Annotated in this window: 19 protein-coding genes; 8 read left to right on the plus strand and 11 right to left on the minus strand. The window is 41.7% G+C overall.

All coding sequences use genetic code 11. From position 1 onward, the window contains the following. Window positions 1-9: 9 nt before the first annotated feature. Complete coding sequence (locus QL229_RS03290; RefSeq protein ID WP_138558847.1) at window positions 10-600, minus strand: rhomboid family intramembrane serine protease; 591 nt, start codon at window positions 598-600, stop codon at window positions 10-12. A gap of 97 nt (window positions 601-697) precedes the next feature. Next, window positions 698-1,384 carry a type 1 glutamine amidotransferase domain-containing protein gene (locus QL229_RS03295; RefSeq protein WP_138558848.1) on the minus strand — a complete coding sequence of 229 codons (687 nt, stop codon included), beginning with the start codon at window positions 1,382-1,384 and terminating at the stop codon, window positions 698-700. Between the two features lie 135 nt (window positions 1,385-1,519). On the opposite strand from QL229_RS03295, the gene QL229_RS03300 reads away from it, so the two are divergent. Then, window positions 1,520-2,431, plus strand: a complete 912-nt coding sequence (locus QL229_RS03300) for a LysR family transcriptional regulator (RefSeq protein ID WP_138558849.1) — start codon at window positions 1,520-1,522, stop codon at window positions 2,429-2,431. Here the strand turns inward: QL229_RS03300 and QL229_RS03305 are convergent. From QL229_RS03305 to QL229_RS03330, 6 genes are all read right to left on the minus strand, one after another. Beyond that, window positions 2,428-3,165, minus strand: coding sequence for a dienelactone hydrolase family protein (locus tag QL229_RS03305; protein ID WP_138558850.1), 738 nt, complete (start codon window positions 3,163-3,165; stop codon window positions 2,428-2,430). The genes QL229_RS03300 and QL229_RS03305 overlap by 4 nt on opposite strands. A gap of 89 nt (window positions 3,166-3,254) precedes the next feature. Continuing rightward, the gene (locus QL229_RS03310) at window positions 3,255-4,484 is read right to left on the minus strand and encodes a glycerophosphodiester phosphodiesterase family protein (protein ID WP_138558851.1); all 1,230 of its coding nucleotides are present in this window, start codon (window positions 4,482-4,484) and stop codon (window positions 3,255-3,257) included. Between the two features lie 38 nt (window positions 4,485-4,522). Beyond that, the gene (locus tag QL229_RS03315) at window positions 4,523-5,377 is read right to left on the minus strand and encodes a carboxylate/amino acid/amine transporter (RefSeq protein ID WP_138558852.1); all 855 of its coding nucleotides are present in this window, start codon (window positions 5,375-5,377) and stop codon (window positions 4,523-4,525) included. Window positions 5,378-5,476: 99 nt separating this feature from the next. After that, complete coding sequence (locus QL229_RS03320; protein ID WP_281546482.1) at window positions 5,477-6,904, minus strand: amidohydrolase family protein; 1,428 nt, start codon at window positions 6,902-6,904, stop codon at window positions 5,477-5,479. Window positions 6,905-7,051: 147 nt separating this feature from the next. Then, window positions 7,052-9,190: a M3 family metallopeptidase gene (locus QL229_RS03325; protein WP_135925695.1), complete on the minus strand. Its 2,139-nt coding sequence runs from the start codon at window positions 9,188-9,190 to the stop codon at window positions 7,052-7,054. Window positions 9,191-9,405: 215 nt separating this feature from the next. Next, window positions 9,406-9,615: a hypothetical protein gene (locus QL229_RS03330; protein WP_135925694.1), complete on the minus strand. Its 210-nt coding sequence runs from the start codon at window positions 9,613-9,615 to the stop codon at window positions 9,406-9,408. A 199-nt stretch (window positions 9,616-9,814) separates the two neighbouring features. Between QL229_RS03330 and QL229_RS03335 the strand changes: the two genes are divergently transcribed. Then, window positions 9,815-10,687, plus strand: coding sequence for a mechanosensitive ion channel domain-containing protein (locus tag QL229_RS03335; protein WP_135925693.1), 873 nt, complete (start codon window positions 9,815-9,817; stop codon window positions 10,685-10,687). Between the two features lie 23 nt (window positions 10,688-10,710). Here the strand turns inward: QL229_RS03335 and QL229_RS03340 are convergent, their stop codons facing one another. Then, window positions 10,711-11,259, minus strand: coding sequence for a DUF308 domain-containing protein (locus QL229_RS03340; protein ID WP_135925692.1), 549 nt, complete (start codon window positions 11,257-11,259; stop codon window positions 10,711-10,713). 157 nt (window positions 11,260-11,416) lie between these two features. On the opposite strand from QL229_RS03340, the gene QL229_RS03345 reads away from it, so the two are divergent. From QL229_RS03345 to yegD, 6 genes are all read left to right on the plus strand, one after another. Then, the gene (locus QL229_RS03345; RefSeq protein WP_253038706.1) at window positions 11,417-13,102 is read left to right on the plus strand and encodes a mechanosensitive ion channel domain-containing protein; all 1,686 of its coding nucleotides are present in this window, start codon (window positions 11,417-11,419) and stop codon (window positions 13,100-13,102) included. A 368-nt stretch (window positions 13,103-13,470) separates the two neighbouring features. Further along, window positions 13,471-15,732 carry a TonB-dependent receptor gene (locus QL229_RS03350; protein ID WP_281546483.1) on the plus strand — a complete coding sequence of 754 codons (2,262 nt, stop codon included), beginning with the start codon at window positions 13,471-13,473 and terminating at the stop codon, window positions 15,730-15,732. 108 nt (window positions 15,733-15,840) lie between these two features. Beyond that, window positions 15,841-16,140 (plus strand): hypothetical protein, encoded by a 300-nt coding sequence (locus tag QL229_RS03355; protein ID WP_135925690.1) that lies wholly within the window; start codon window positions 15,841-15,843, stop codon window positions 16,138-16,140. Window positions 16,141-16,205: 65 nt separating this feature from the next. Beyond that, entirely contained in the window at window positions 16,206-16,862 is a 657-nt protein-coding gene (locus QL229_RS03360; protein WP_253038705.1) for an HAD family phosphatase, read from the plus strand. An 83-nt stretch (window positions 16,863-16,945) separates the two neighbouring features. After that, the gene (locus QL229_RS03365) at window positions 16,946-17,779 is read left to right on the plus strand and encodes a DNA ligase (RefSeq protein ID WP_135926299.1); all 834 of its coding nucleotides are present in this window, start codon (window positions 16,946-16,948) and stop codon (window positions 17,777-17,779) included. 67 nt (window positions 17,780-17,846) lie between these two features. Then, window positions 17,847-19,214 (plus strand): molecular chaperone, encoded by a 1,368-nt coding sequence (gene yegD, locus QL229_RS03370; protein ID WP_281546484.1) that lies wholly within the window; start codon window positions 17,847-17,849, stop codon window positions 19,212-19,214. Window positions 19,215-19,246: 32 nt separating this feature from the next. Here the strand turns inward: yegD and QL229_RS03375 are convergent, their stop codons facing one another. Both QL229_RS03375 and QL229_RS03380 read right to left on the minus strand, forming a co-directional pair. After that, window positions 19,247-19,711 carry a methylglyoxal synthase gene (locus QL229_RS03375; protein ID WP_135925687.1) on the minus strand — a complete coding sequence of 155 codons (465 nt, stop codon included), beginning with the start codon at window positions 19,709-19,711 and terminating at the stop codon, window positions 19,247-19,249. Window positions 19,712-19,719: 8 nt separating this feature from the next. Further along, entirely contained in the window at window positions 19,720-20,352 is a 633-nt protein-coding gene (locus QL229_RS03380; RefSeq protein ID WP_281546485.1) for a LysE family translocator, read from the minus strand. Window positions 20,353-20,368: the final 16 nt, after the last annotated feature.

Raw genomic sequence — 20,368 nt, forward strand, 5'->3', positions numbered from 1 at the left:
GCTTTAAGTTTAAAGCTTCAGATTCTTATGTTTATCACGTTTTGCCATAATATAGCCGATGAATGCGCCGCTAATTGCGCCGAATAAATGGCTTTCGAATGAAATATGGATGCGCTGCGGAAAGACACCCCAAATTAGGCCGCTGTATAGCACAACAACCGCAATACTGATTAAAATGGCTTTGAATGAGCGGTGCATAATGCCGTAGCTAATTAAGTAGCCCCATAAACCGTATATAACACCACTTAGTCCAACATGAATGTTGCTGCGACCAAATAGCCATACTAATAACCCACCAATGAGCGCAGTACCAGTAAATACCAGCCAAAAGCGTTTTACGCTAAATTGGCAAACTAGCCAGCCGAGAATAGCAAATGGCACTAGGTTACTAAAAAGGTGTGCCCAGCCACCATGTAAAAATGGCGCAAAAAACACCCCTGATAGACCTGACATTTGCCTTGGTAAAATCCCTAAACCATTCAAATTGATGCCGGGTAGGGTATTAATTATTTGAAGTACCAAGCACACCAGCATAATGCCTAAAATGGCGAATCGCTTACTACTGATTGGAGGAAGTTTGACAGCTTTTTTTTCAGTCATGATGAGAAGCTCTTAAATCAAGGTGACCGAATGAGTATAACTTATTAAAAGTGAAGGTAAACACCCTGCTAAGCAAGGTGTTTACTAAAGGCTTGGGTTAACCTAATTTGGTAAGTAGTTTTTTCGCAGCAAGCTCTGAACTTGCAGGGTTTTGCCCTGTGATTAGTAGGCCATCTTCAATCGCAAGCTCGCCCCAATCATCGGTTTTTTGATACTGACCACCTTGTTTAATTAACTCATCTTCAACAAGTAATGGCACAACATTGGTAAGCTGTACGGCGTCTTCTTCTGAGTTACTAAAGCCAGTTACTTTTTTATCAAACACTACAGATTTACCAGCTGCATTTTTCGCATTAAGTAATACTGCACTGGCGTGACACACTGCACCCACTGGCTTATCTGAATTAAGAAATTGCTCAATTAAATTGATCGAATCTTGGTTATCAACTAAATCCCATAACGGACCATGGCCGCCTGGGTAAAACACCGCATCGTAATCACTGGCTTTTACGTCAGCCAGAGGTTTTGTATTAGCCATTAAGGTTTGTGCTGCGCTGTCTTGATCAAAGCGTTTTGTAGCATCAGTTGCAGCATCAGGTGCCGCACTGTTTGGATCAATCGGAGGTTGGCCACCTTTAACAGAGGCTAAAGTTACCTCTGCACCAGCATCAACAAAGGCGTAGTAGGGCGCGGCAAATTCTTCAACCCAAAAGCCCGTTTTATGGCCGGTATCGCCAAGCTCATCGTGTGAAGTAAGTACCATTAAAATTTTCTTAGCTGACATAATGAATCCCTTTTTTGCTTATTAAACATCGTTAATAACACTATAGGGGTGAAAATCGAGTTAAACAACGCAGATAAATTTGACTTCATTGGTTTAATAATTGATACAATCATTCAGGTTAGATTAGGAGTTTGTATGAAAGTATCGTTTGAGCAATTAAAAAGCATGGTGGTGTTTGCCCATATTGTGCAGCAAGGCAGCTTAACTAAAGCGGCTCAACAACTTGGTTTATCAAGGGCCGTTGTCAGTTACCACTTAAAGAAATTAGAACAGCAATTAAAGCTGACGTTACTTAATCGCTCAACGCGGACCATGACCCTCACCGAAGCAGGGATGGCTTATTACGAACGTTGTCAGGCTATCACCGAGCATGCTGAGGCTGCTAACTTACACCTTGAAAACTTAAAGAGTGAGCCCGTTGGGGTTATTAAATTGAGTTGTCCGGTGAATGTTGGCTTACAACTTGTGGTACCGGCACTGGCCCAGTTTAAGCGTTTGTATCCAAAAATTGATATCGATTTACAGCTCAGTGATGATGTGGTTGATATCATCAAAGAGGGCTATGACTTAGCGATTAGAGGCGTAGCCCTTGAGAGCTCAAATCTACAAGCCACTAAGTTTGCAAGTCTGGCGACCTGCATATGTGGCTCAGTCGATTACTTTACAAAATACCCTATACCAAAGAGCATTGACGATTTAGCTGAGCATACGTGGGTGGTGTATCAACCAAGTAGTGCCATTGCCACACTCGAAAAAGATAAACGCCGCTATGAGGTGCCTGTTAGTGGTGGCATAAGTACTAATAATGCTGCTGCGCGAACAGCTTTTGTTGAAGCTGGGCATGGTTTAGCGAAGATCCCTGTTTATGATGCACTGCCAAGGATCAAAGCGGGATTGTTACGGACAATCTTAGATGATTACAAAACCGCAGATATTGAGCTTTTTGGGGTGTTCCCGCCAGGGGCGGCGGGAAGTAAAAAATTGCGGGTTTTACTTGATTACTTGAAAGATTATTTTACTAATCAAGTTGCTACTATGACAATTTAAACCAGTGTTCTGTTAAATAAAGCAACGGCTTGTTGATACATGCTGATCGCAAGGGCTGGGTCGTATCGGTCGCCTTCGTCGCGCATAAACGCATGTTGGGCGTTAACCTCTTGCCACTGGTAATTAATTCCTGTTGCCACCGCTTGTTGGTAAATTTTAAGGCGGCCTTCTTTTGGTACATGTGGGTCTTGTTTACCCCAAATAAAATGAATTTCACCTTTAATATCTGCCATGCGCTCAAACGAGTTATTACCCGCTTGTGCAGGCAAGGTATCGCTGTGTATATCTGTCGCGTATAAACAAAAAGCGGCCTTGATACTTGGGTTTAATGCAGCACGGTACGCGAGGTGACCACCAATACATACGCCCATCGCACCTACATTTCCTGTGCAGTAATCTTGCTGACGTGCAAATGCAATTAAGGCGTCAGTATCTGAGTCATGGCTCTCAAGCGGTTTTGCCCATTTGTCGGCATTGCCTTTGTCTTTACCAGCATCATCATAGGCAAGTACTGTCCCAATAGGATTTAACTCATGAAAAACTTCTGGCACTAACACGACAAAACCATGACCAGCAAGTATTGCCGCAGAGCGTGCAATTGGTGCTGTTTCTTGGAAAATTTCAGAATAGAAAATAATACACGGGTATTTACCTTCTTCTACAGGGCGATAAATACTGGTGCGCATTGTGCCTGTGTTGGTCGCTATGTCGTGGCTCTGGTGCTGAATAATCATGTTTATCCTTGTAAAAAACGGTTTAGCTAATAATACCTCAGCCCCACCTTTTGGACGAGTCAAAGCCCTTGAAATTTATTGATGCTCAGTTAACTCTCTGAGGCAGGATACTGCATACAGCTTGCGTAATAGGTAAGAGTAGCAGGCCAGTCAGAGAAAATAGCCATCACACCCACTTGCTTAGCAAGGACGTCTACCACTTTCATCATTTGCCCATCTTGTTTAATTACACTGGCAATCGACTGGTAATAATAACCACCGCCATTATTTAATGGACCAGAGCGCTCTAAACTCCAAGTAATGATGTTCAGTCCGGCTTGTTTAGCTTTAATAGCATAAAGCGATGGCACGATTTTACCTGACTCATCAAGGCTCAAAAGCATCCACATTGGCGGTGCGATAATGCGTACTCCCTCGTTATACAGAGCCAGCATTGATGGCTGCCAAGTTGTTTCATCCATAGCATCAAAGTCTGCTTGCCCATCTCGGCCATCAAGATAAATACTGTTGTTTGCAAATTCAGGGTGATTGTTTAGCCAATACTTCACATCTTCAAGATTAAATGATTGCGGATACACATCATCGCTATTCACACCTAAAGCTCGGTACTCATCAAGCATTTTTTGCGCATAATCTTGCTGGCTAAAACCGTTAAATGGCATGCTAACTTCTGGGCTTTTTAGCTCGGGTGTCATTTTTACCCCCAGTGATTTGAATAACTCAATGCTTTGCTGGTGGGTCATTACGGTGCCACTGTTTGCGTATAAATCAGTGCGCCAGCTTGGTGTTCCTTGCATATACTCTGCGACCGTTTTGGCATTTGCATTGGCGCCATCCATTTTAGCTTTTAGGGTTAAAAACTCAGCTTGGGTGATATCGCTGGTGCAGCATTTAGCCTGAGCTGGTTGGCCGTCTTTGGCCGGAGTAAAAGGTTGGCTGCATTTTGCTGCGAGCTCAGGAATCGCTAAAATGTTGGTAGTGGTGTGTAAATCACACTGTGAATGACGACACACGAGTTGTTTGTCTTTAGTAAAGGCGACGTCACATTCAAGTACGCCAGCGCCCATTCTTGCAGCGGCTAAATATGACTCTTTGCTGTGCTCAGGAAACTGCATGGGGGCACCGCGATGACCAATGACAAAATCAGTTTTGTAAAAAGGGCCATTACCGCATGCCGCAAGTTGCTGCTTTAACGGCCCATCAGGCATATTGTCGATTAAATAGTAAGGCCTAGCGCCAACTTGCACTGCCTGCTCATCAGGCAGACTCTTACAACCTTGAATAATGAAAACTAAACAACATAAAACCAGTGCGCGCATAACAGCATTCCTCTAATCTAATAGAGTTTAGCCTATCATTACTCCATGGCAGTTTTATTAAGTTTCTGATTTATAATAAGTGCTAATAAGATAATCGCTGCGCCAATGGCAAGCTTGATGATATCAGCATCACGGTTCCAAATAACAATGTTAACGATGATCCCTGCTGGGATCAGTAGGTTATTCATTACTGCCAGCGCACCTACATTGACGATGGTCGCGCCCTTGTTCCACGCGAAATAACCAAGCCCTGAAGCGATCGTGCCTAAGTAAATTAACACGCCCCATTGTGTAGTAGTGGTGGGCAGCTTACTGGTATCACCAAATAAGCCGTAACAAATCAGTGCGACAATTAAAGCGCCAATAAAGAACCAAGCAAACACCCGAGAGTGGGGGAGTTGCTGATCTTGCATTAAACGTTTGTAAGTTACTTGCCCAGTGGCAAAGCAAATATTAGCAGCCTGAACCATTAACATACCAATAAGATAGTTTTCATCGACGCCTTCATAGCGAATAGCAACGGCGCCTAGAATAGCCAGTAATGCGGCGAATAAAAACTTGGCATTAAAACGCTTTTCAAGCAAATCGTTTAACAGGGTGATGTAAAGTGGCGTCATTACCGTGAATAGCAGTACCTCGGGCACGCTAAGGTACAAAAACGAATGGTAATAGAAGCTGTACATCACACCAAGTTGTACTGCGCCTATTGCCATGAGCTTTAGTGCTAAGGCTTTAGGGGTTTTACGCCAGTGTAAAAAGGGCAAAAACACGCAAGTTGCCAAGCCAATGCGCATTAACACACTAAACCATGCATCCACTTGGCCTGCTAAATAGACACCAATAAGACTAAACGAAAAGGCCCAAAGCAGGGTTACAGCAAATAAGTAGGTCATGTTATTCGAGTTTTGTGCAAAAAAGGGCAGTGTATATGAGATGGCTGAAAATTAAAATTGCCCATGACGGATAATACGCGGTCATGGGCAATGGGGGGGTTAGGGTTGGCTGGCAACAAAGGCTTTTGCTTGTTGCTTTAATAGCTCAAGTGCGTTGCTATCGTAAAACGTGCTGTGCGAGACAACACCCTTTAGTGTTTGTGTATTACGAATATCAATAAGCGGGTTTTTTGAAAGCAAAATGAGATCGGCTACTTTGCCTTCACTAAGTGCACCGTATTGCTGTTGTTTATTTAAAAATTTAGGCCCCGCGAGTGTTGCAGCTTGCAGCGTTTGCAGTGGTGTTAGGCCATATTCAGTAAAAATACTCAGTTCTTGGTGTAAAGAAAGCCCCGGATAAATATACGAATTTAAAAAGCCTGCATCTGTGCCTGCAATAATGCTCACACCTGCTTGTTGGGCGATAGGGAGTAACTGTGCAGTTTTAATAAAACGCTCTTTGCGCTGTTCGATTTGTGCGGGCGTGTCTTTGTTAGCTCTATCGACTCGCCACTGGTAAGTTGCTTTTAAACCTTTACCCAAATAATCTAAAAAAGCATCGTCTTGATGATTATCTTCATCAATGTAAGCCGTTATTTTGCCACCAATCAAGGTAGGCACCACTGCGGTGTTATTGTTGGCAAGAACTGTAAATTTCTCAACGGCTGTTGGTTCATTAAACTGCGCGGTGATAATGGGCAGCGCAGTGCGATAGCTCAGCTCTTTTGAGGCAACCTTTGCAGAAATATCCGCTTCGTTTTTAGCCGCAGCTTTAAGCATATAGGTCATATGCTCAATAGCATCAAGACCCGCCATGGAGACATCAGTCACAGACAATGAAAATGGAATATGACCAGAAATTTGATAACCCCGCTTTTTAACCTCTTTTACTGCCTTTAGGTAAAGCTCAGGCGTTAAAGCGCTGTCGGTAATTTTGATAAAATCGACGTCCATGCTGTTTAACAGATCCATTGCAGCATGCATTTCTGCGGTTGTTTCTACTTCCAAATCACCGGGCCAAATAGACCCTTTACCTTCTAATTTCGGGCCAGAGGTAAAAATAGTTGGGCCCACTAACTGACCTTGTTTTACTTGTTCACGCCAGCTAAGTACAGATTCACTCAAATCAGCCGCAGCATCACGAACGGTTGTTACGCCATAGGCTAAATAAAGTGGCAGTAGCTGTTTATTCTCTTCAATAAGCTTATCACCACCGCCAAAATGGACATGCATATCCCATAAACCAGGCATGACATACTGACCTTTTGCATCAATAAATGTTGAGCTTTGATATTGGCTACTTAAAGGTTTATCACTACGTTTGATGATGATCCCATCGCGAATGGCAAGTGATTGCTTTGCTGTGATAGCCCCAGTTTGCATATCAATAATTTGGGCGTTTTCTATCACGATATCGGCGCGCTCATCTGGGGTTGATGAACATGCAGCTAAAGCTGAGCAAAGTCCTAAAAGTAAAGCGTTTTTCATGTGTGAACTCGTGTTTTTCTTTGAGATTAGCAAAAACGAGTTAACTGACAATTGCTTTGAGGTAAATAGGAATAAAAGCGGGGTGAAAGTTTAATTGATACTTAAAAAGTATGAGGGTTTCCCCTCATGCTTTAAATAACGGTGTGATTATTCAACTAAACCACGACGCTTTAATAGTGCGTCTGTAGTTGGTTTTTGACCACGGAACTCAATATAGCTTTGCATTAAGTCGCGGCTGTTACCTTTAGATAAAATCTCTTTACGGAAATTGTCACCATTTTCACGTGTTAAACCACCTTGTTCAGTCATGTGTGCAAACGCATCTGCTGCGAATACTTCAGTCCAAAGATAAGCGTAGTAACCAGCTGAGTAACCCCCAGCAAAAGTGTGGCTAAAGTAGCAAGACTTATAACGTGGTGGTACTGGGTAGTACGCGATACCGTGCTTGTCTAATGCATCATGTTCAAACTTTTGTACGTCAGTGATATCAGCATCAACACCAAATGAGTGCCATTCCATATCAAGCAGTGCCGCCGCTAAATACTCAGTAGTATCGAAGCCTTGGTTGAACTTTTGTGACTCAAGTACTTTTGCAAGTAACTCTTTTGGAATTGGCTCACCTGTTTTGTAGTGCTTGGCGTAGTTTGCAAGTACTGTCGGTTCAATATTCCAGTCTTCGTTTGCTTGTGAAGGGAATTCAACAAAGTCACGTGCAGTCGCTGTACCCGCTAAGCTTGGGTATTTAACATCAGAGAATAAACCGTGTACAGCATGACCAAATTCATGGAACATCGTTGTTACTTCAGAGAAAGTCATGAGTGTTGGTTGACCTTCAGCTGGCTTAGGAATGTTCTGTGCGTTGTAGATCACAGGCTTGGTGCCTTTTAAACCGCTTTGGCTAACATAGGCGCTCATCCATGCACCACCTCGTTTACCTTCACGTGCATAAGGGTCCATATAGAACAGGCCGATAGCGCTACCGTCTTCATTGAATACTTCAAACACCATCACGTCTTCGTGATAAACAGGCAGATCTTTTCGCTCTTTGAACGTAATGCCATAAAGTTTATTCATCGCAAAGAATAGGCCGTCATGGATCACTGACTGCATTTCAAAGTAAGGCTTAACTAAAGCTGGGTCTAAGTCGTACTTCTGTTGACGAACTTTCTCAGCATAAAACGCCCAGTCCCATGGCTGTAGTGCAAACGTTTCACCTGATTTTTTGATTACTTGCTGGATTTGTTCTGCTTCTGCTTCTGCTTTAGCAACCGCTTTTGGCGCTAAATCATCAAGAATGCCGTAAACGTTTTCAGTTGTTTGTGCCATACGGTTAGTCATCACATATGAAGCCCAATCTTTGTAGCCAAGTAATGCTGCTTTTTCTGCACGTAACTTGGTTTCTTTAATGATAATAGGGCCATTTGTCGCTTGTGCACGCGTTGCAGATGTAGTCCAAATTTTTTCACGTAGCTTGCGGTTTTCAAGGCTTTGTAAGATAGGTTGGCGAGTCGTGTTCACTAGTGTGATCATGTAGCCTTCTTTACCTGCTTTTTTGGCTGCTGCCGCAAGACTTGCGATTTCGCCTTCAGATAAACCTGCTAACTCGCTTTTATCTTTAACTAAAATCACATCTTCTTTAAATGATTTTAAGATGTTTTGTGAAAACATCGTTGAAAGCTTGGCAAGCTCTGCGTTTATTTCACGCATTTTTGCTTTTTCAGCTTCAGTTAGTTTTGCACCCGCGTTAACGAATTTTTTGTAGTAGTAATCAACAAGGCGTTGATCTTCAGCATTTAGTGACGATTTATTGTCGTAAATGCTTTGTACGCGAGCAAATAAAGCTTTGTTTAAGTAAATGTCATCAGTGTGAGCTGACATAATCGGCGCCATTTTCGCGGCGATACGTTGGTACTCACTGTCAGAGATTAAACCCGATAAATTAAAAAATGCCGCAGAAGCGCGGTCTAATAATTCACCCGAGTATTCCATTGCAACAAGGGTATTTTCGAATGTTGCTGGCTCTGGGTTATTTGCAATCTTTGCAATTTCAGCTTTTTGTTGTGCGATCCCTGCTTCAAACGCTGGCTCATAGTCTTTAGTCGAAAGCTTATCAAACTCTGGTGCCATGTACTGTAAAGGGCTTGGCTTAAAAAGAATGTTTTCAACATTGGCTGTTTGTGTTTCAGCGGCTGTTTCAACTTGAGTTTGAGTGTCAGCTTGTTGTGAACTACAAGCAGATAATAAAAGAACACTAGCAATGGTGGTTGCTACTAAGGTTTTACGCATGAGAGCTCCAAAAATGTGGATAAATCTTCTCTAACTTATCAAATTTATAAGTAGAAAGAAGCAAGTTTGTCGCTTTAATAGGTAAGTATGCCGCAAAAAAGAGTGATTCAGGGATAAAGTGTTTAAAAAGCCATCAAATAAAGGTGATGGCTAGCTTAAATTGAAAATGGCGCTGATTGCCAAATTAGATTTTTGTTAGAGTTAACTGGCATTGATCAGTTGTAGCCCAACACAAACTTTTTCTCTGAACCAAAGTTTTCAGGCATTGCATTACCAAATTCTTTATTGATTAGTGCAAGTGTCTGTTCTTGTTCAGCAAGTAAGTTCAAGATGCGGTTGCGATATTCTAGACTTGATTCAAATAAGTTTAAATCAACCAGTGGTTGTAAAGTGGCAAGTTTTTGTGTGAGTGTCATTTGTGACATTGTGTTCTCCTCGTGCTATTCAAAGCCTGCTAAACCTACAAGCTTTACCTATGTATATAGCAGCTATGGGCTAAAAGAGTTAATAATTAGCGCATTTTGCGCATAAAGAACTTAGTATTTACCAAGTTTTACCCTATTATGCCGTGCTAAACTTAGTCAAAACTGAATCAAACTCTCTTTTTACCAGGAATGTTAATTTATGACCTTTGCTGATCTGCAATCTGCATTATCGTTTGTGTTGTTCACCTATAACGACGTGCAAATTACCGTACTTAAAGTAATTCAAGTGCCTCTGGTGCTGTTTTTAATGTGGTTTGTGGTCACATGGATAGGTCGATTAATTAAAAAAGCATTGTTGGCAAAAAACCTAGGGCCAGACACAGTTCATTTATTCACCCGTATTTACCTTGTTGTAACTATCGCGGTGCTGGTGTTTACTTCACTTGAGGTACTCAATATTCCGCTAACGGCGTTTGCATTTGTCTCTGGTGCCATTGCAATCGGTGTTGGTTTTGGTGCGCAAAACATTATCAATAACTTTATTAGTGGTTGGATATTAATGTGGGAGCGACCAATTCGTATTGGTGATTTTTTAGAAGTGGGTACAGCAAAAGGAGTGGTTGAAACTATTAATACTCGTTCAACTCGTATTCGCCGTAACGATGGTGTGCACATGCTAGTACCAAATAGTCACTTGCTAGAGAATACTGTAACAAACTGGACCTTGATTGACCGTAATGCTCGTTCATTTGTGAATGTTGGTGTTGCTTATGGTTCAGACGTGGTGTTAGTTGAAAAGCTGATGAAGCAAATTCTTGATGAGCATCCTGCCATTTTAAAAACACCGGCATCATCTGTGTTATTTGATGACTTTGCAGATAGCTCTTTAACTTTTAGCGCTATTTTTTGGGTGTGTGCCGAATCAGAAGCACCGCTTCGCCAAGTGCGTAGTGAACTGCGTTTTAGCATTTATAAAGTATTTGCTGAAAACAACATTACCATTGCGTTCCCACAGCGCGATATTCATATCGATGGTGAAATTGCCCTAACAAGGCGTAATAGTCAAAAATAAAAAAAGCGGCTTAGCCGCTTTTTTTATGCTTGTTCATTAAGTTTTTTAAGCTTGAAGGCTAGCAACACCATCATAATACCAAACACGATGGCATAGCTTGCAACTAGCCAAAGTAGGGTAATTATGCCCGCACCCGGGTTAAACATCAGGTAACCACCAAAGATAATTGAAATAATACCGCTGCCAATTAGTAGCCATTCGTTAGTTATCTCTTTACGAAGTTTGCTGGCTATTGCAATTTCAATTACCCCTATAGCAATTGCCCACGCAGCAATAAAGTACAACATTAAAATAGCAGTCACATTCGGTGCAAACAGAGTAACGAGTGCTGCGGCAATTGATATCAAGCCACCTATTAATAGCATCCACCAAAGCGGGTTGTCTTTTTTAGATGCAATTGCAAGCCAGGTTCGAATGGAACCATCTACAAAGAAGTAAGCGGCAAATATAAACATTAATACGGCTAAAGAGGCTTGAGGTGCAAACCAACCACATAAACCAAAGATAATGGCGATAGCCCCATGAATAAGTAAAGATGACCAATGAGGGATCAGTGAACTTGAGATCTGCATTATATTTTTCCTTTGCTAATGTTCCTTTATAACTAACATTTAGCTGACTGCTTGCATAGGTATTTAATTATTTTTTGTACAGTTATCCAAACCATGCTCTAATTTATAGGATAAAATTTGTAATCGTATTTAATGTTTTTCGAACAAGGAATGATGTGTGAAGAGTTGCGCTAACAAGTTTCCGCTATATTTAGCCAGTTTATCGGTGTGGTTATTGGCATTGTTTTTTAACCCAGTATTCGCTACAACACCTGAAGTAACCGTGAAATCGCTCATCGATAAAGATAGCAAAGAACAGCAAGAAGAAAAAAAGTCCCCCCTTCAAGTTGAAGAAGCAACAACCACTGTCGCTGACCCCAGCGTTGAACAATATGATGATCAGCCATTTGATGCCTTTGATCGACTCACCCCACGAAGTGCCATGCAAGGTTACTTAAAAGCTGCTCGAAACCGTGACTTTGAACGTGCGAAAAATTACCTTGATTACAGAAACCTGCCGCAAGAGGTGCTAGCTGTAGGTCAATTACAACTTGCAGAGAACCTTTCAGTCGTGCTTGATCGCACGTTGTGGGTAGATGTAGATAGCTTAAGTAATAAACCCAAAGGGAAGCAAAAAGAAGATGTGCCAAGCTATCGCGACTTAGTGGGAGAAATTAAAACATCTGAAGGAAAAGTGCAGGTTTTATTACAGCTTGTGCCCGATGAAAAAACAGGTAACCGGATCTGGAAAATCTCTAACGCTACCGTTAGTCAAATACCTCTTTTAACCAAGGAGTTTGGCTATAACTTGATTGGGGAATGGTTATATAAGCATTTGCCTGATTTAGAATTTTTAGGCGTAATGTTATGGCAATGGATTTATTTTGCTTTTTCATTTGTGTTGTTTTTAGTTGCAGCGATTGTCATTACTCGGCTAATTACTTTTGTGCTTGGACATAAAAAGGTAGCGGTTGAAGACGACGTCTTGAGCTTTGTAAATGGTCCTATTTGTTTATTACTTGCAGTATTACTGTCACGTTCATTAAGTGATCAGTCTAATGTCACTATTGCGGTGATGGCTCTATTTCATGGTGCAACTGTGTTACTTATTGCCTGGGGGTGGGTGTGTTTGCGCGCTGTTGATTTAGCAAAGCATAGATTAAGCCAACGCTTTATAAATCAAGATAAACCACAAGCTGTATTTTTATTGAGACCTGTTAGCAATGTTGTAAAAACGACGATCGTTATTTCGTTGCTATTTGTGTGGTTTGAAAATCTAGGCTTCAATGCAACAACCTTATTAGCAGGTTTAGGCATTGGCGGCCTTGCCATTGCTTTGGCTGCGCAAAAAACAGTCGAGAACATTATAGCGGCTATTACAATTTACATTTCGGCTCCGGTTAAAATTGGTAGTTTGTGCAAATTTGGTAATCATCTTGGTACGATTGAAGAAATAGGGCTAAGGGCTACGCGTATCCGCACCCTTGATCGCTCTGTTATATATGTTGCTAATGCTAAATTTATTGATATGCAGCTTGAGAATATTTCTGAGCGTGAGCGTATTTCTTATCGACCTAAACTGATGCTTAGCGCTAATACCCAACAGCAAAACTTACAAGCTTTTATGACAGCCCTTCGTGAGCTTTTAGAGCAGCACCAGCATATTGCATTTGAACCTTGTAGAGTGCGTTTTAAAGGGTTTACACCTTGGGCTTTACAAATTGATGTACTAAGCTACGTAGAAACGGTTGACTTTGCATTTTATATGGAAGTAATTGAAGAGTTAAACCTTGCTATTCTAGGATTATTAAATGAGCATAATTGTGAATTGGCTAATCCAGAATTCGCGCGCGTTGGTGAATAGTTACTAAAAAAGGGTTAAATGAAAGTGGCTCTCATCTGTACACAACGCCTACACATTGTCGTGATTATTTGCACAGGACATATGTCCGCTTTGTTGAAAAATAATTGCATAAAATCTTCTAAATGCGGCGATGTTGCCGCTAATTGTTGTAAAAAATTTGTATATTTATAATTTTTAATGCAGTAAAAGTGTCATAAAGTGTTATAATCGTCAGCGTTCGTTCAGCCTCTTTACCTCGTTTTGCACTCTCGATTAAGAGGTCCGCGCAGCTTATTACAAGGCGCGAAAAATTGGCCGAGCCCGTCAAATGAATTGACGCAACATCATCACCGTTGAATAAGAGTGCATAAAAAAGGTTAAAACCCGACATGAAAGCAATGAAAAGATCTACGTTAGCAACACTTATCAATGCAACGTTGTTCTCTGCCGTAGCAGGTACTTCATTTTCAACTCTTGCTGCAGACGAAGCACCAGCAGCAAAAAACAACCAATTAGAAGTTATTCAAATCACTGCACGTAAACGTGTAGAGAATGCACAGGAAGTACCTGTAGCAGTATCTGCACTACAAGGTGACAGTTTAGACGCTTATAGCTCAGCTGGTATGGATATTCGTTTTATGAACGCGAAAATCCCAAGCCTATCAATCGAATCTTCGTTTGGTCGTTCTTTCCCACGCTTTTATGTTCGTGGTCTAGGTAACACTGACTTTGACCTAAATGCCTCTCAACCAGTTTCGCTAGTTGTAGACGAAGTTGTTCAAGAGAACGCAATTTTAAAAGGTTTCCCTGTATTTGACGTAGCACGTGTAGAAGTTCTACGTGGTCCACAAGGTACTTTATTCGGTCGTAATACACCGGCTGGCCTTGTTAAATTTGATACAGTAAAACCATCACAAGAATTTGATGGCTATGGCTCAGTTTCTTACGGTAGCCGTGGCGCAGTTGATTTTGAAGGTGCTGTTGGCGGTGGTTTAACAGACCGTTTATCAACACGTGTTTCTGTACTTTGGCAAGAAAAAGACGATTATATCGATAACCGTGCACCAGGTTTTGAGCAAAATGATGTATTAGGTGGGTACACTGAAAAAGCGGCACGTGTTCAATTCTTATATGAAGGCGACGATTTCACAGGTCTTTTCAACTACCATGTACGTGATATGGATGGTACGCCAATCGCATTCCGTGGTAACGCTATCAAAGCCGGCACAAACGATTTAGCTGATAACTACGAGCACGATGTGGTTTACCACGATGCTGCTTCTCGTGCGACACAGCAAGTTGAATCTCAAGGCGCAAGCTTAAAGCTTGAGTGGGATATCAACGATTTAACTCTTACGTCAATCTCTGCATGGGAAAGTGCTGAAATCTATTCTCGCGCTGACATCGACGGTGGTTACGGTGCAAGCTACTTACCAGATATGGGCCCAGGTTTTATCCCGTTCTACTCTGAAAGTGCTGACGGTATTCCAGATCAAGACCAATACACGCAAGAACTTCGTTTATCTAGCAACTATGCTGGCGACGTTAACTTCCAAGTAGGTTTATTCTACTTTGATGAAGCGCTAACAATCGAAAACTTCAGCTACGACACTTATGGTTCAACACCAGGTGAGTTAAACGGCTATGTTATCCAGCAACAAGATACCAAAGCATGGGCGGTATTCGGTTCATTAGATTACACAATCACTGACGACTTAAAAATCACTGCGGGCCTTCGTTACTCAGATGACGAAAAAGAATTCTCAGCAGACCGTACTTTAAGCCCAATTGGTGGTAGTGCGTTATACCTTACAGAAAATCCAAGTGACGACCACGTTAGCTGGGATTTATCTGCTAACTACAAGATCAACGATGACGTAAACTGGTACGCGCGTGTTGCTAACAGCTTCCGTGCTCCAAGTATCCAAGGTCGTATCTTATTCGGTGACGAAGTAACTGTTGCTGAGTCTGAAACTGTGACGTCTTTCGAAACAGGTATCAAATCTGACGTACTTGACGGCCAAGGTCGTGTAAACGCGACAGTGTTCTACTACACAATGGATGACCAACAATTAACAGCTGTAGGTGGTGGTGCAAACTTCAACCGCTTAGTTAATGCTGATAAGACAACTGGTTACGGTTTCGAGTTAGACACTGAGTGGGTATTAACAGACAACCTAAACGCTACATTTAACTTAAGCTACAACAACACTGAGCTTAAAGATAAAGACTTAGCCGTTGACGTATGTGCACAGTGTACTGTTACAAACTCATTAAACAGCGCAGGTCAAGCTGTCCTTGATGGTAACAGCTTACCGCACGCACCTGAGTGGATCTCAAACTTAACTTTACGTTATAGCCGCGAAGTTGCTGACGGTGAATTCTTCACTTACGCTGACGTGTCTTACCGTAGCGAAATCAACTACTTCTTATATGAGTCAGTTGAGTTTGAAGGCAAGCCATTAACTGAAGTTGGTTTACGTGCAGGTTATGCTTGGGCTGAAGGCGACAACGAATATGAAGTATCAGCATTCGTTCGTAACATGTTCGACGAGCAGCAATCAATCGGCGCTATCGACTTTAATAACAACACAGCAATGGTGAACGAAGAGCGTTACATCGGTGCTGAGTTCAAAGTAAGCTTCTTCTAAGCTGAAATTAAAAGCCTATTAAAACCCGCTGTATAGCGGGTTTTTTCGTTTATAATCGCATTTGTAACTGCTAAAGTGGCAGGATTAATTTAAGAGAAGAGAATTTCTATGGCTGGATTTTGGAACTACCGCGTTATTTTTTGTGAAGCAACAAAGGATGAAGCGGCACAATATCAAATTCATGAAGTTGAATATAACCTCAATGGTAAAGTAACCAATTGGTCTGAAACAGGAGCTGCTCCGTTTGGTCACACTGTTGAAGAACTAGAAGCAGATGCTGAGCGTTTAAAAACGGCTTTTTCTAAACCGATTTTAAAAGTAGTTAGAAAGCAACGAGGCTATGAGCTGGTCGATGTAGAAACAGGTGAAGAAGCGTTTGCTGAACCTCCGGCAGGCTTAACCGAGTAATTATATTGAATTATTTAAAGGTGCCATAGGCACCTTTTAGTTTTTAGATCGTAAAAGGAATGAGGATGACTTTAAAAGCGGTTTTGTTTGATATGGATGGCACTTTGGTAGATTCAGAAAGTGTGCATTTTAATATTTGGAACGACTTATTAGCGCCTTTTGGTGTGCAATATGATGAGACTACGTTTTGTCAGCGCTTTTCTGGTAGGCCAACCCTTGAAGCAGCTAAAGAGGTTGTTACCAACTATCAACTTAACATCAGTCCAGAGCAGCTAACAGATGATAAATATGCTGCATTTGGCCGTTTTGTCAGTACAAACTTACCAACTTTCATGCCGCACGCAAAAGCTGTGCTTGAGCAAGTAAAAGCCAGTGGTGTAAAAATGGCATTAGTAACAGGCAGTGCCAAAGATGAAGCTTATCCTATTTTAAAAGGCTACGGCATTTTTGATTGGTTTGATTGTGTCGTTACCAAAGATGATGTTAACAATCCCAAACCTGCTGGCGATCCATATCAACTCGCTCTTGATACGTTAGAAATCAAAGCCAATGAAGCCGTCGCAGTCGAGGATACGTTTACCGGTGTTACAGCCGCTAGCAACGCTGGTGTTGCTGTGTATGCAGTGCCTAATCACTTTACCCAAGAGCATGATTTTAGCAAAGCGGCTGGGGTGTTTAGTGATTTGCATGAATTTTATAAATGGCTAGAAACTAAACTATAATTAAACGGCTATTGCTAAACAGTTATTTTTAAGCAGTAATAACCAGTTAATACTTACAAATTTGCAAGGAAGCAATGATGGTTATGTTCACTCGTGCATTGGTATGCGCAATTTCGTTACTTTTGGCTTTCTCAGTAAAAGCTCAACAAGCTCCCTCAGTACTTTTGGCAAACGTCTATGAAGCCGAAAAGGTTAATGTATCTGACTATTTAGTTAGTGAAAAATATGATGGTGTACGTGCCATATGGACAGGTAAGCAATTAATTACCCGTAATGGTAACCCTATTAATGCTCCAACCTGGTTTACTGCGCCACTGCCTGATATATGGTTGGATGGTGAACTTTGGACCAAGCATCAAGATTTTGCCAAGGTCAGTGGTATTGTGCGATCGCAGCAACCTGTTGATAGCGAATGGCAGACCGTTAGCTATCTAATTTTCGATATGCCAAATGCCGAGTTACCATTTAGTAAACGCTATGAAAACTATTCACGGCTAGTTAGACAGCTAAATAGCCCCCATATAAAAGCAGTTGAACAGAAGCACTTTGATAATAATCAACAGCTTAGTATGTTTATGGATGAGTTGATTGCACAAGGTGCCGAAGGCGTTATGCTGCACTTAGCAAAAGCGGAACACACAGCGGGGCGCAGCAATGTACTGTTAAAATTGAAGCCTTACCTGGATGCTGAGGCTGTTGTTATTGAACACATAGCAGGAAAAGGTAAATATAAAAATATGCTTGGGGCGCTAAAAGTACGCAACAATGAAGGGATTGAATTTAAAATTGGCTCTGGATTTTCTGATCTGCAAAGAAAGTCTCCTCCAGCGATTGGCAGTACGATTACTTATAAATATCATGGTTTTACAAAAAATGGCTTGCCACGCTTTGCCAGCTTTTTACACGAAAGGCCATAGCGTCATTCAAAAATGGCCGCGACTGTGTTAAATTTCGCGGCCTTTTTAATGATGTATAGGTGGTAGTATGTTTGCAGGCTTTGATTATGGTAGTTCAAATTGTGCAATCGGTGTTTTAGATAACGAGCAACAAGTGTCTTTAGTACCGCTTGAGCAAGGCAAACAGTATTTACCATCAACCCTTTATACCCATCACAGTGCGTTGGTTGTTGATTTTGTCGCAAAACACCTTGCTGGCAGCTCATTTGAGCACGATTTTAAAACTGAGCGTCAAGCGCTTCTAAATACCATTCCCCGCATTAAATCAGATTTAGATATTCAAGCTGGAGATGACACCTTATTCATTGGTCGTGAAGCCATTAGCGAGTATGTGCAATTTCCTGAGGAAGGTTATTTTGTAAAATCGCCAAAGTCGTTCTTTGGCGCTGTGGGCTTAAAGCAAGGGCAAATTAATTTCTTTGAAGACATTGCTACGGCGATGATTTTAAAAATAAAACAACGCGCTGAGCAATCACTGCAAGAGTCATTAACAGAAACGGTAATTGGACGACCGGTAAACTTTCAATCAGTTGGTGGTGAAGAGTCTAATCAACAAGCGCTGGGTATATTAGAGCGAGCGGCAAAGCGTGCTGGCTTTAAAGAGGTTTCATTTTTATATGAGCCATTAGCGGCAGGGATTGATTATGAAACCTCATTGCAGCAAGACCAAAAAGTATTGGTTGTTGATATTGGCGGGGGGACCAGCGACTGTTCATTCGTACAAATGGGACCAAGCTTCCGTCAAAAACAGTGTCGTGACAATGACTTTTTAGCTCACAGTGGTAAGCGTGTGGGAGGGAATGATTTAGATATTGCGCTGAGTTTTCATGGTTTAATGCCATTGCTTGGTTTAGGCACAGAGTTTAAATCTGGGCTGCCATTACCTAATCAACCGTTTTGGCAAGCATGTAAAATCAATGATGTGAATCTACAAAGCCAGTTTTATAGCGATGCCCATCATCGTGAATTATTGACCCAGCTGCGTGAAATTAAAGAGCCAGCGCTATTTAAACGCTTAATTCAATTGCAGCAAAATAAGCAAGGTCACCAATTAGTACAGCAAGGCGAAGCGGCAAAAATTGCATTGTCGTCAGCGAATGAATTTACCACAGACTTGCATTTCTTAGATTCTGAATTAACTCAGTGTTTGACCTTAAATGATTTAGCCTTAGCTGTTGATGACTCGATAAGCCAAATAGTGAGCTTAGCTAAACAAGCGATTAAAGAGGCAGGCACAACGCCAGATGTCATTTACTTAACGGGTGGTAGTGCGCAATCACCTCTGATCAAGGCCGCGTTAAAATCCCATTTAGGTGATATTACTATGCTGAACGGGGATCACTTTGGTAGTGTTACTGCAGGTTTAACTAAGTGGGCGCAAAAGCTTTATAGCTAATAGCCCCCACTTTGAGATATCGACTTTAAGAATTAAAGAGTCACTTGGCGCGTTGCGAGGTATTTTTCGTAATCTGGCAGCGTGCGGCACAGCTCTGTTTCCATCATGGGTGAGCTTAATAGCATATCGGCACTGACTTCATTACAGGCAACAGGAATATTCCAAACAGCAGCTAAACGTAATAATGCTTTCACATCAGGGTCGTGTGGCTGCGATGCAAGTGGATCCCAGAAAAATACCAACATATGCACTTCATGCTCAGCAATTTTAGCGCCGAGTTGCTGATCGCCACCCATTGGGCCACTTAATAGCTTTATCACTTCAAGCCCTGTAGTGCGCTCAATTAAATGACCCGTTGTGCCAGTACCGTAAAGGGTGTGCTTACTTAACACATCTTGATGCTTTTCACACCAAGCTTGCAGCGCTGCTTTTTTACCATCGTGGGCAACGAGGGCTATATTTTTTTTGGCGGGGAGGGCTTGTTGTTTTTGTTCCATAAGTGCTCTTATATCAATAGGTTAATTGCTAAGGCAATAAATACTATGCCCGTGATCCGATCAATCCAAATTTGGGTTTGTGGATGCTCACGAAAATAGCTGGCTATCTTATCGCCGAAATAAATATACGTGCAGTCGATTGGAAAAGCAAAAAGCGGGTAGAGTAAACCAAAAAAAGCGAGCTGAAAGGTCGTTGAAGATAAACTTGGATCAACAAACTGTGGAATGAACGCAATAAAAAATAAGGCTACTTTCGGATTGAGGACCTCAGTCATCATCGCTTGAAACATCACATTTTGCTTTTTACTGGTGCTCACATGAGGTTTATCTTCACAGTGCGGCTCTGGCTGACTAAAGGTGTCCTTTAGTGTGATGATACCTAAATAACAAAGATAGGCGGCACCAAGGTATTGTACCGTTGTATACGCGACACTAGAGGCTTTAAGAATTGCGGTTAAGCCTACGACTGCAAAAAAGGTATGCACAACGCCACCGAGTGCAAAGCCAAAGGCACTTTGCATTCCGGCTTTACGGCCATCGGCAAAAGTTTGCGCCATTAAAAATGCATTAGAAGGGCCGGGGGCTACGGCAATTAAAAAACTGGCGCCTAAAAACGACAGTAACGATTCTGGATTGATCATTGGCACAAATTAAAAA

This window comes from Pseudoalteromonas sp. PAR1 (assembly GCF_947311895.1).
Classification (GTDB): Bacteria; Pseudomonadota; Gammaproteobacteria; order Enterobacterales; family Alteromonadaceae; genus Pseudoalteromonas; species Pseudoalteromonas lipolytica_C.

Bases quoted from the DNA above. Each gene is read 5' to 3' on its own strand.
- QL229_RS03290 (WP_138558847.1), bottom strand. From the start codon at position 600: ATGACTGAAAAAAAAGCTGTCAAACTTCCTCCAATCAGTAGTAAGCGA.
- QL229_RS03295 (WP_138558848.1), bottom strand. From the start codon at position 1,384: ATGTCAGCTAAGAAAATTTTAATGGTACTTACTTCACACGATGAGCTT.
- QL229_RS03300 (WP_138558849.1), top strand. From the start codon at position 1,520: ATGAAAGTATCGTTTGAGCAATTAAAAAGCATGGTGGTGTTTGCCCAT.
- QL229_RS03305 (WP_138558850.1), bottom strand. From the start codon at position 3,165: ATGATTATTCAGCACCAGAGCCACGACATAGCGACCAACACAGGCACA.
- QL229_RS03310 (WP_138558851.1), bottom strand. From the start codon at position 4,484: ATGCGCGCACTGGTTTTATGTTGTTTAGTTTTCATTATTCAAGGTTGT.
- QL229_RS03315 (WP_138558852.1), bottom strand. From the start codon at position 5,377: ATGACCTACTTATTTGCTGTAACCCTGCTTTGGGCCTTTTCGTTTAGT.
- QL229_RS03320 (WP_281546482.1), bottom strand. From the start codon at position 6,904: ATGAAAAACGCTTTACTTTTAGGACTTTGCTCAGCTTTAGCTGCATGT.
- QL229_RS03325 (WP_135925695.1), bottom strand. From the start codon at position 9,190: ATGCGTAAAACCTTAGTAGCAACCACCATTGCTAGTGTTCTTTTATTA.
- QL229_RS03330 (WP_135925694.1), bottom strand. From the start codon at position 9,615: ATGTCACAAATGACACTCACACAAAAACTTGCCACTTTACAACCACTG.
- QL229_RS03335 (WP_135925693.1), top strand. From the start codon at position 9,815: ATGACCTTTGCTGATCTGCAATCTGCATTATCGTTTGTGTTGTTCACC.
- QL229_RS03340 (WP_135925692.1), bottom strand. From the start codon at position 11,259: ATGCAGATCTCAAGTTCACTGATCCCTCATTGGTCATCTTTACTTATT.
- QL229_RS03350 (WP_281546483.1), top strand. From the start codon at position 13,471: ATGAAAGCAATGAAAAGATCTACGTTAGCAACACTTATCAATGCAACG.
- QL229_RS03355 (WP_135925690.1), top strand. From the start codon at position 15,841: ATGGCTGGATTTTGGAACTACCGCGTTATTTTTTGTGAAGCAACAAAG.
- QL229_RS03360 (WP_253038705.1), top strand. From the start codon at position 16,206: ATGACTTTAAAAGCGGTTTTGTTTGATATGGATGGCACTTTGGTAGAT.
- QL229_RS03365 (WP_135926299.1), top strand. From the start codon at position 16,946: ATGTTCACTCGTGCATTGGTATGCGCAATTTCGTTACTTTTGGCTTTC.
- yegD (WP_281546484.1), top strand. From the start codon at position 17,847: ATGTTTGCAGGCTTTGATTATGGTAGTTCAAATTGTGCAATCGGTGTT.
- QL229_RS03375 (WP_135925687.1), bottom strand. From the start codon at position 19,711: ATGGAACAAAAACAACAAGCCCTCCCCGCCAAAAAAAATATAGCCCTC.
- QL229_RS03380 (WP_281546485.1), bottom strand. From the start codon at position 20,352: ATGATCAATCCAGAATCGTTACTGTCGTTTTTAGGCGCCAGTTTTTTA.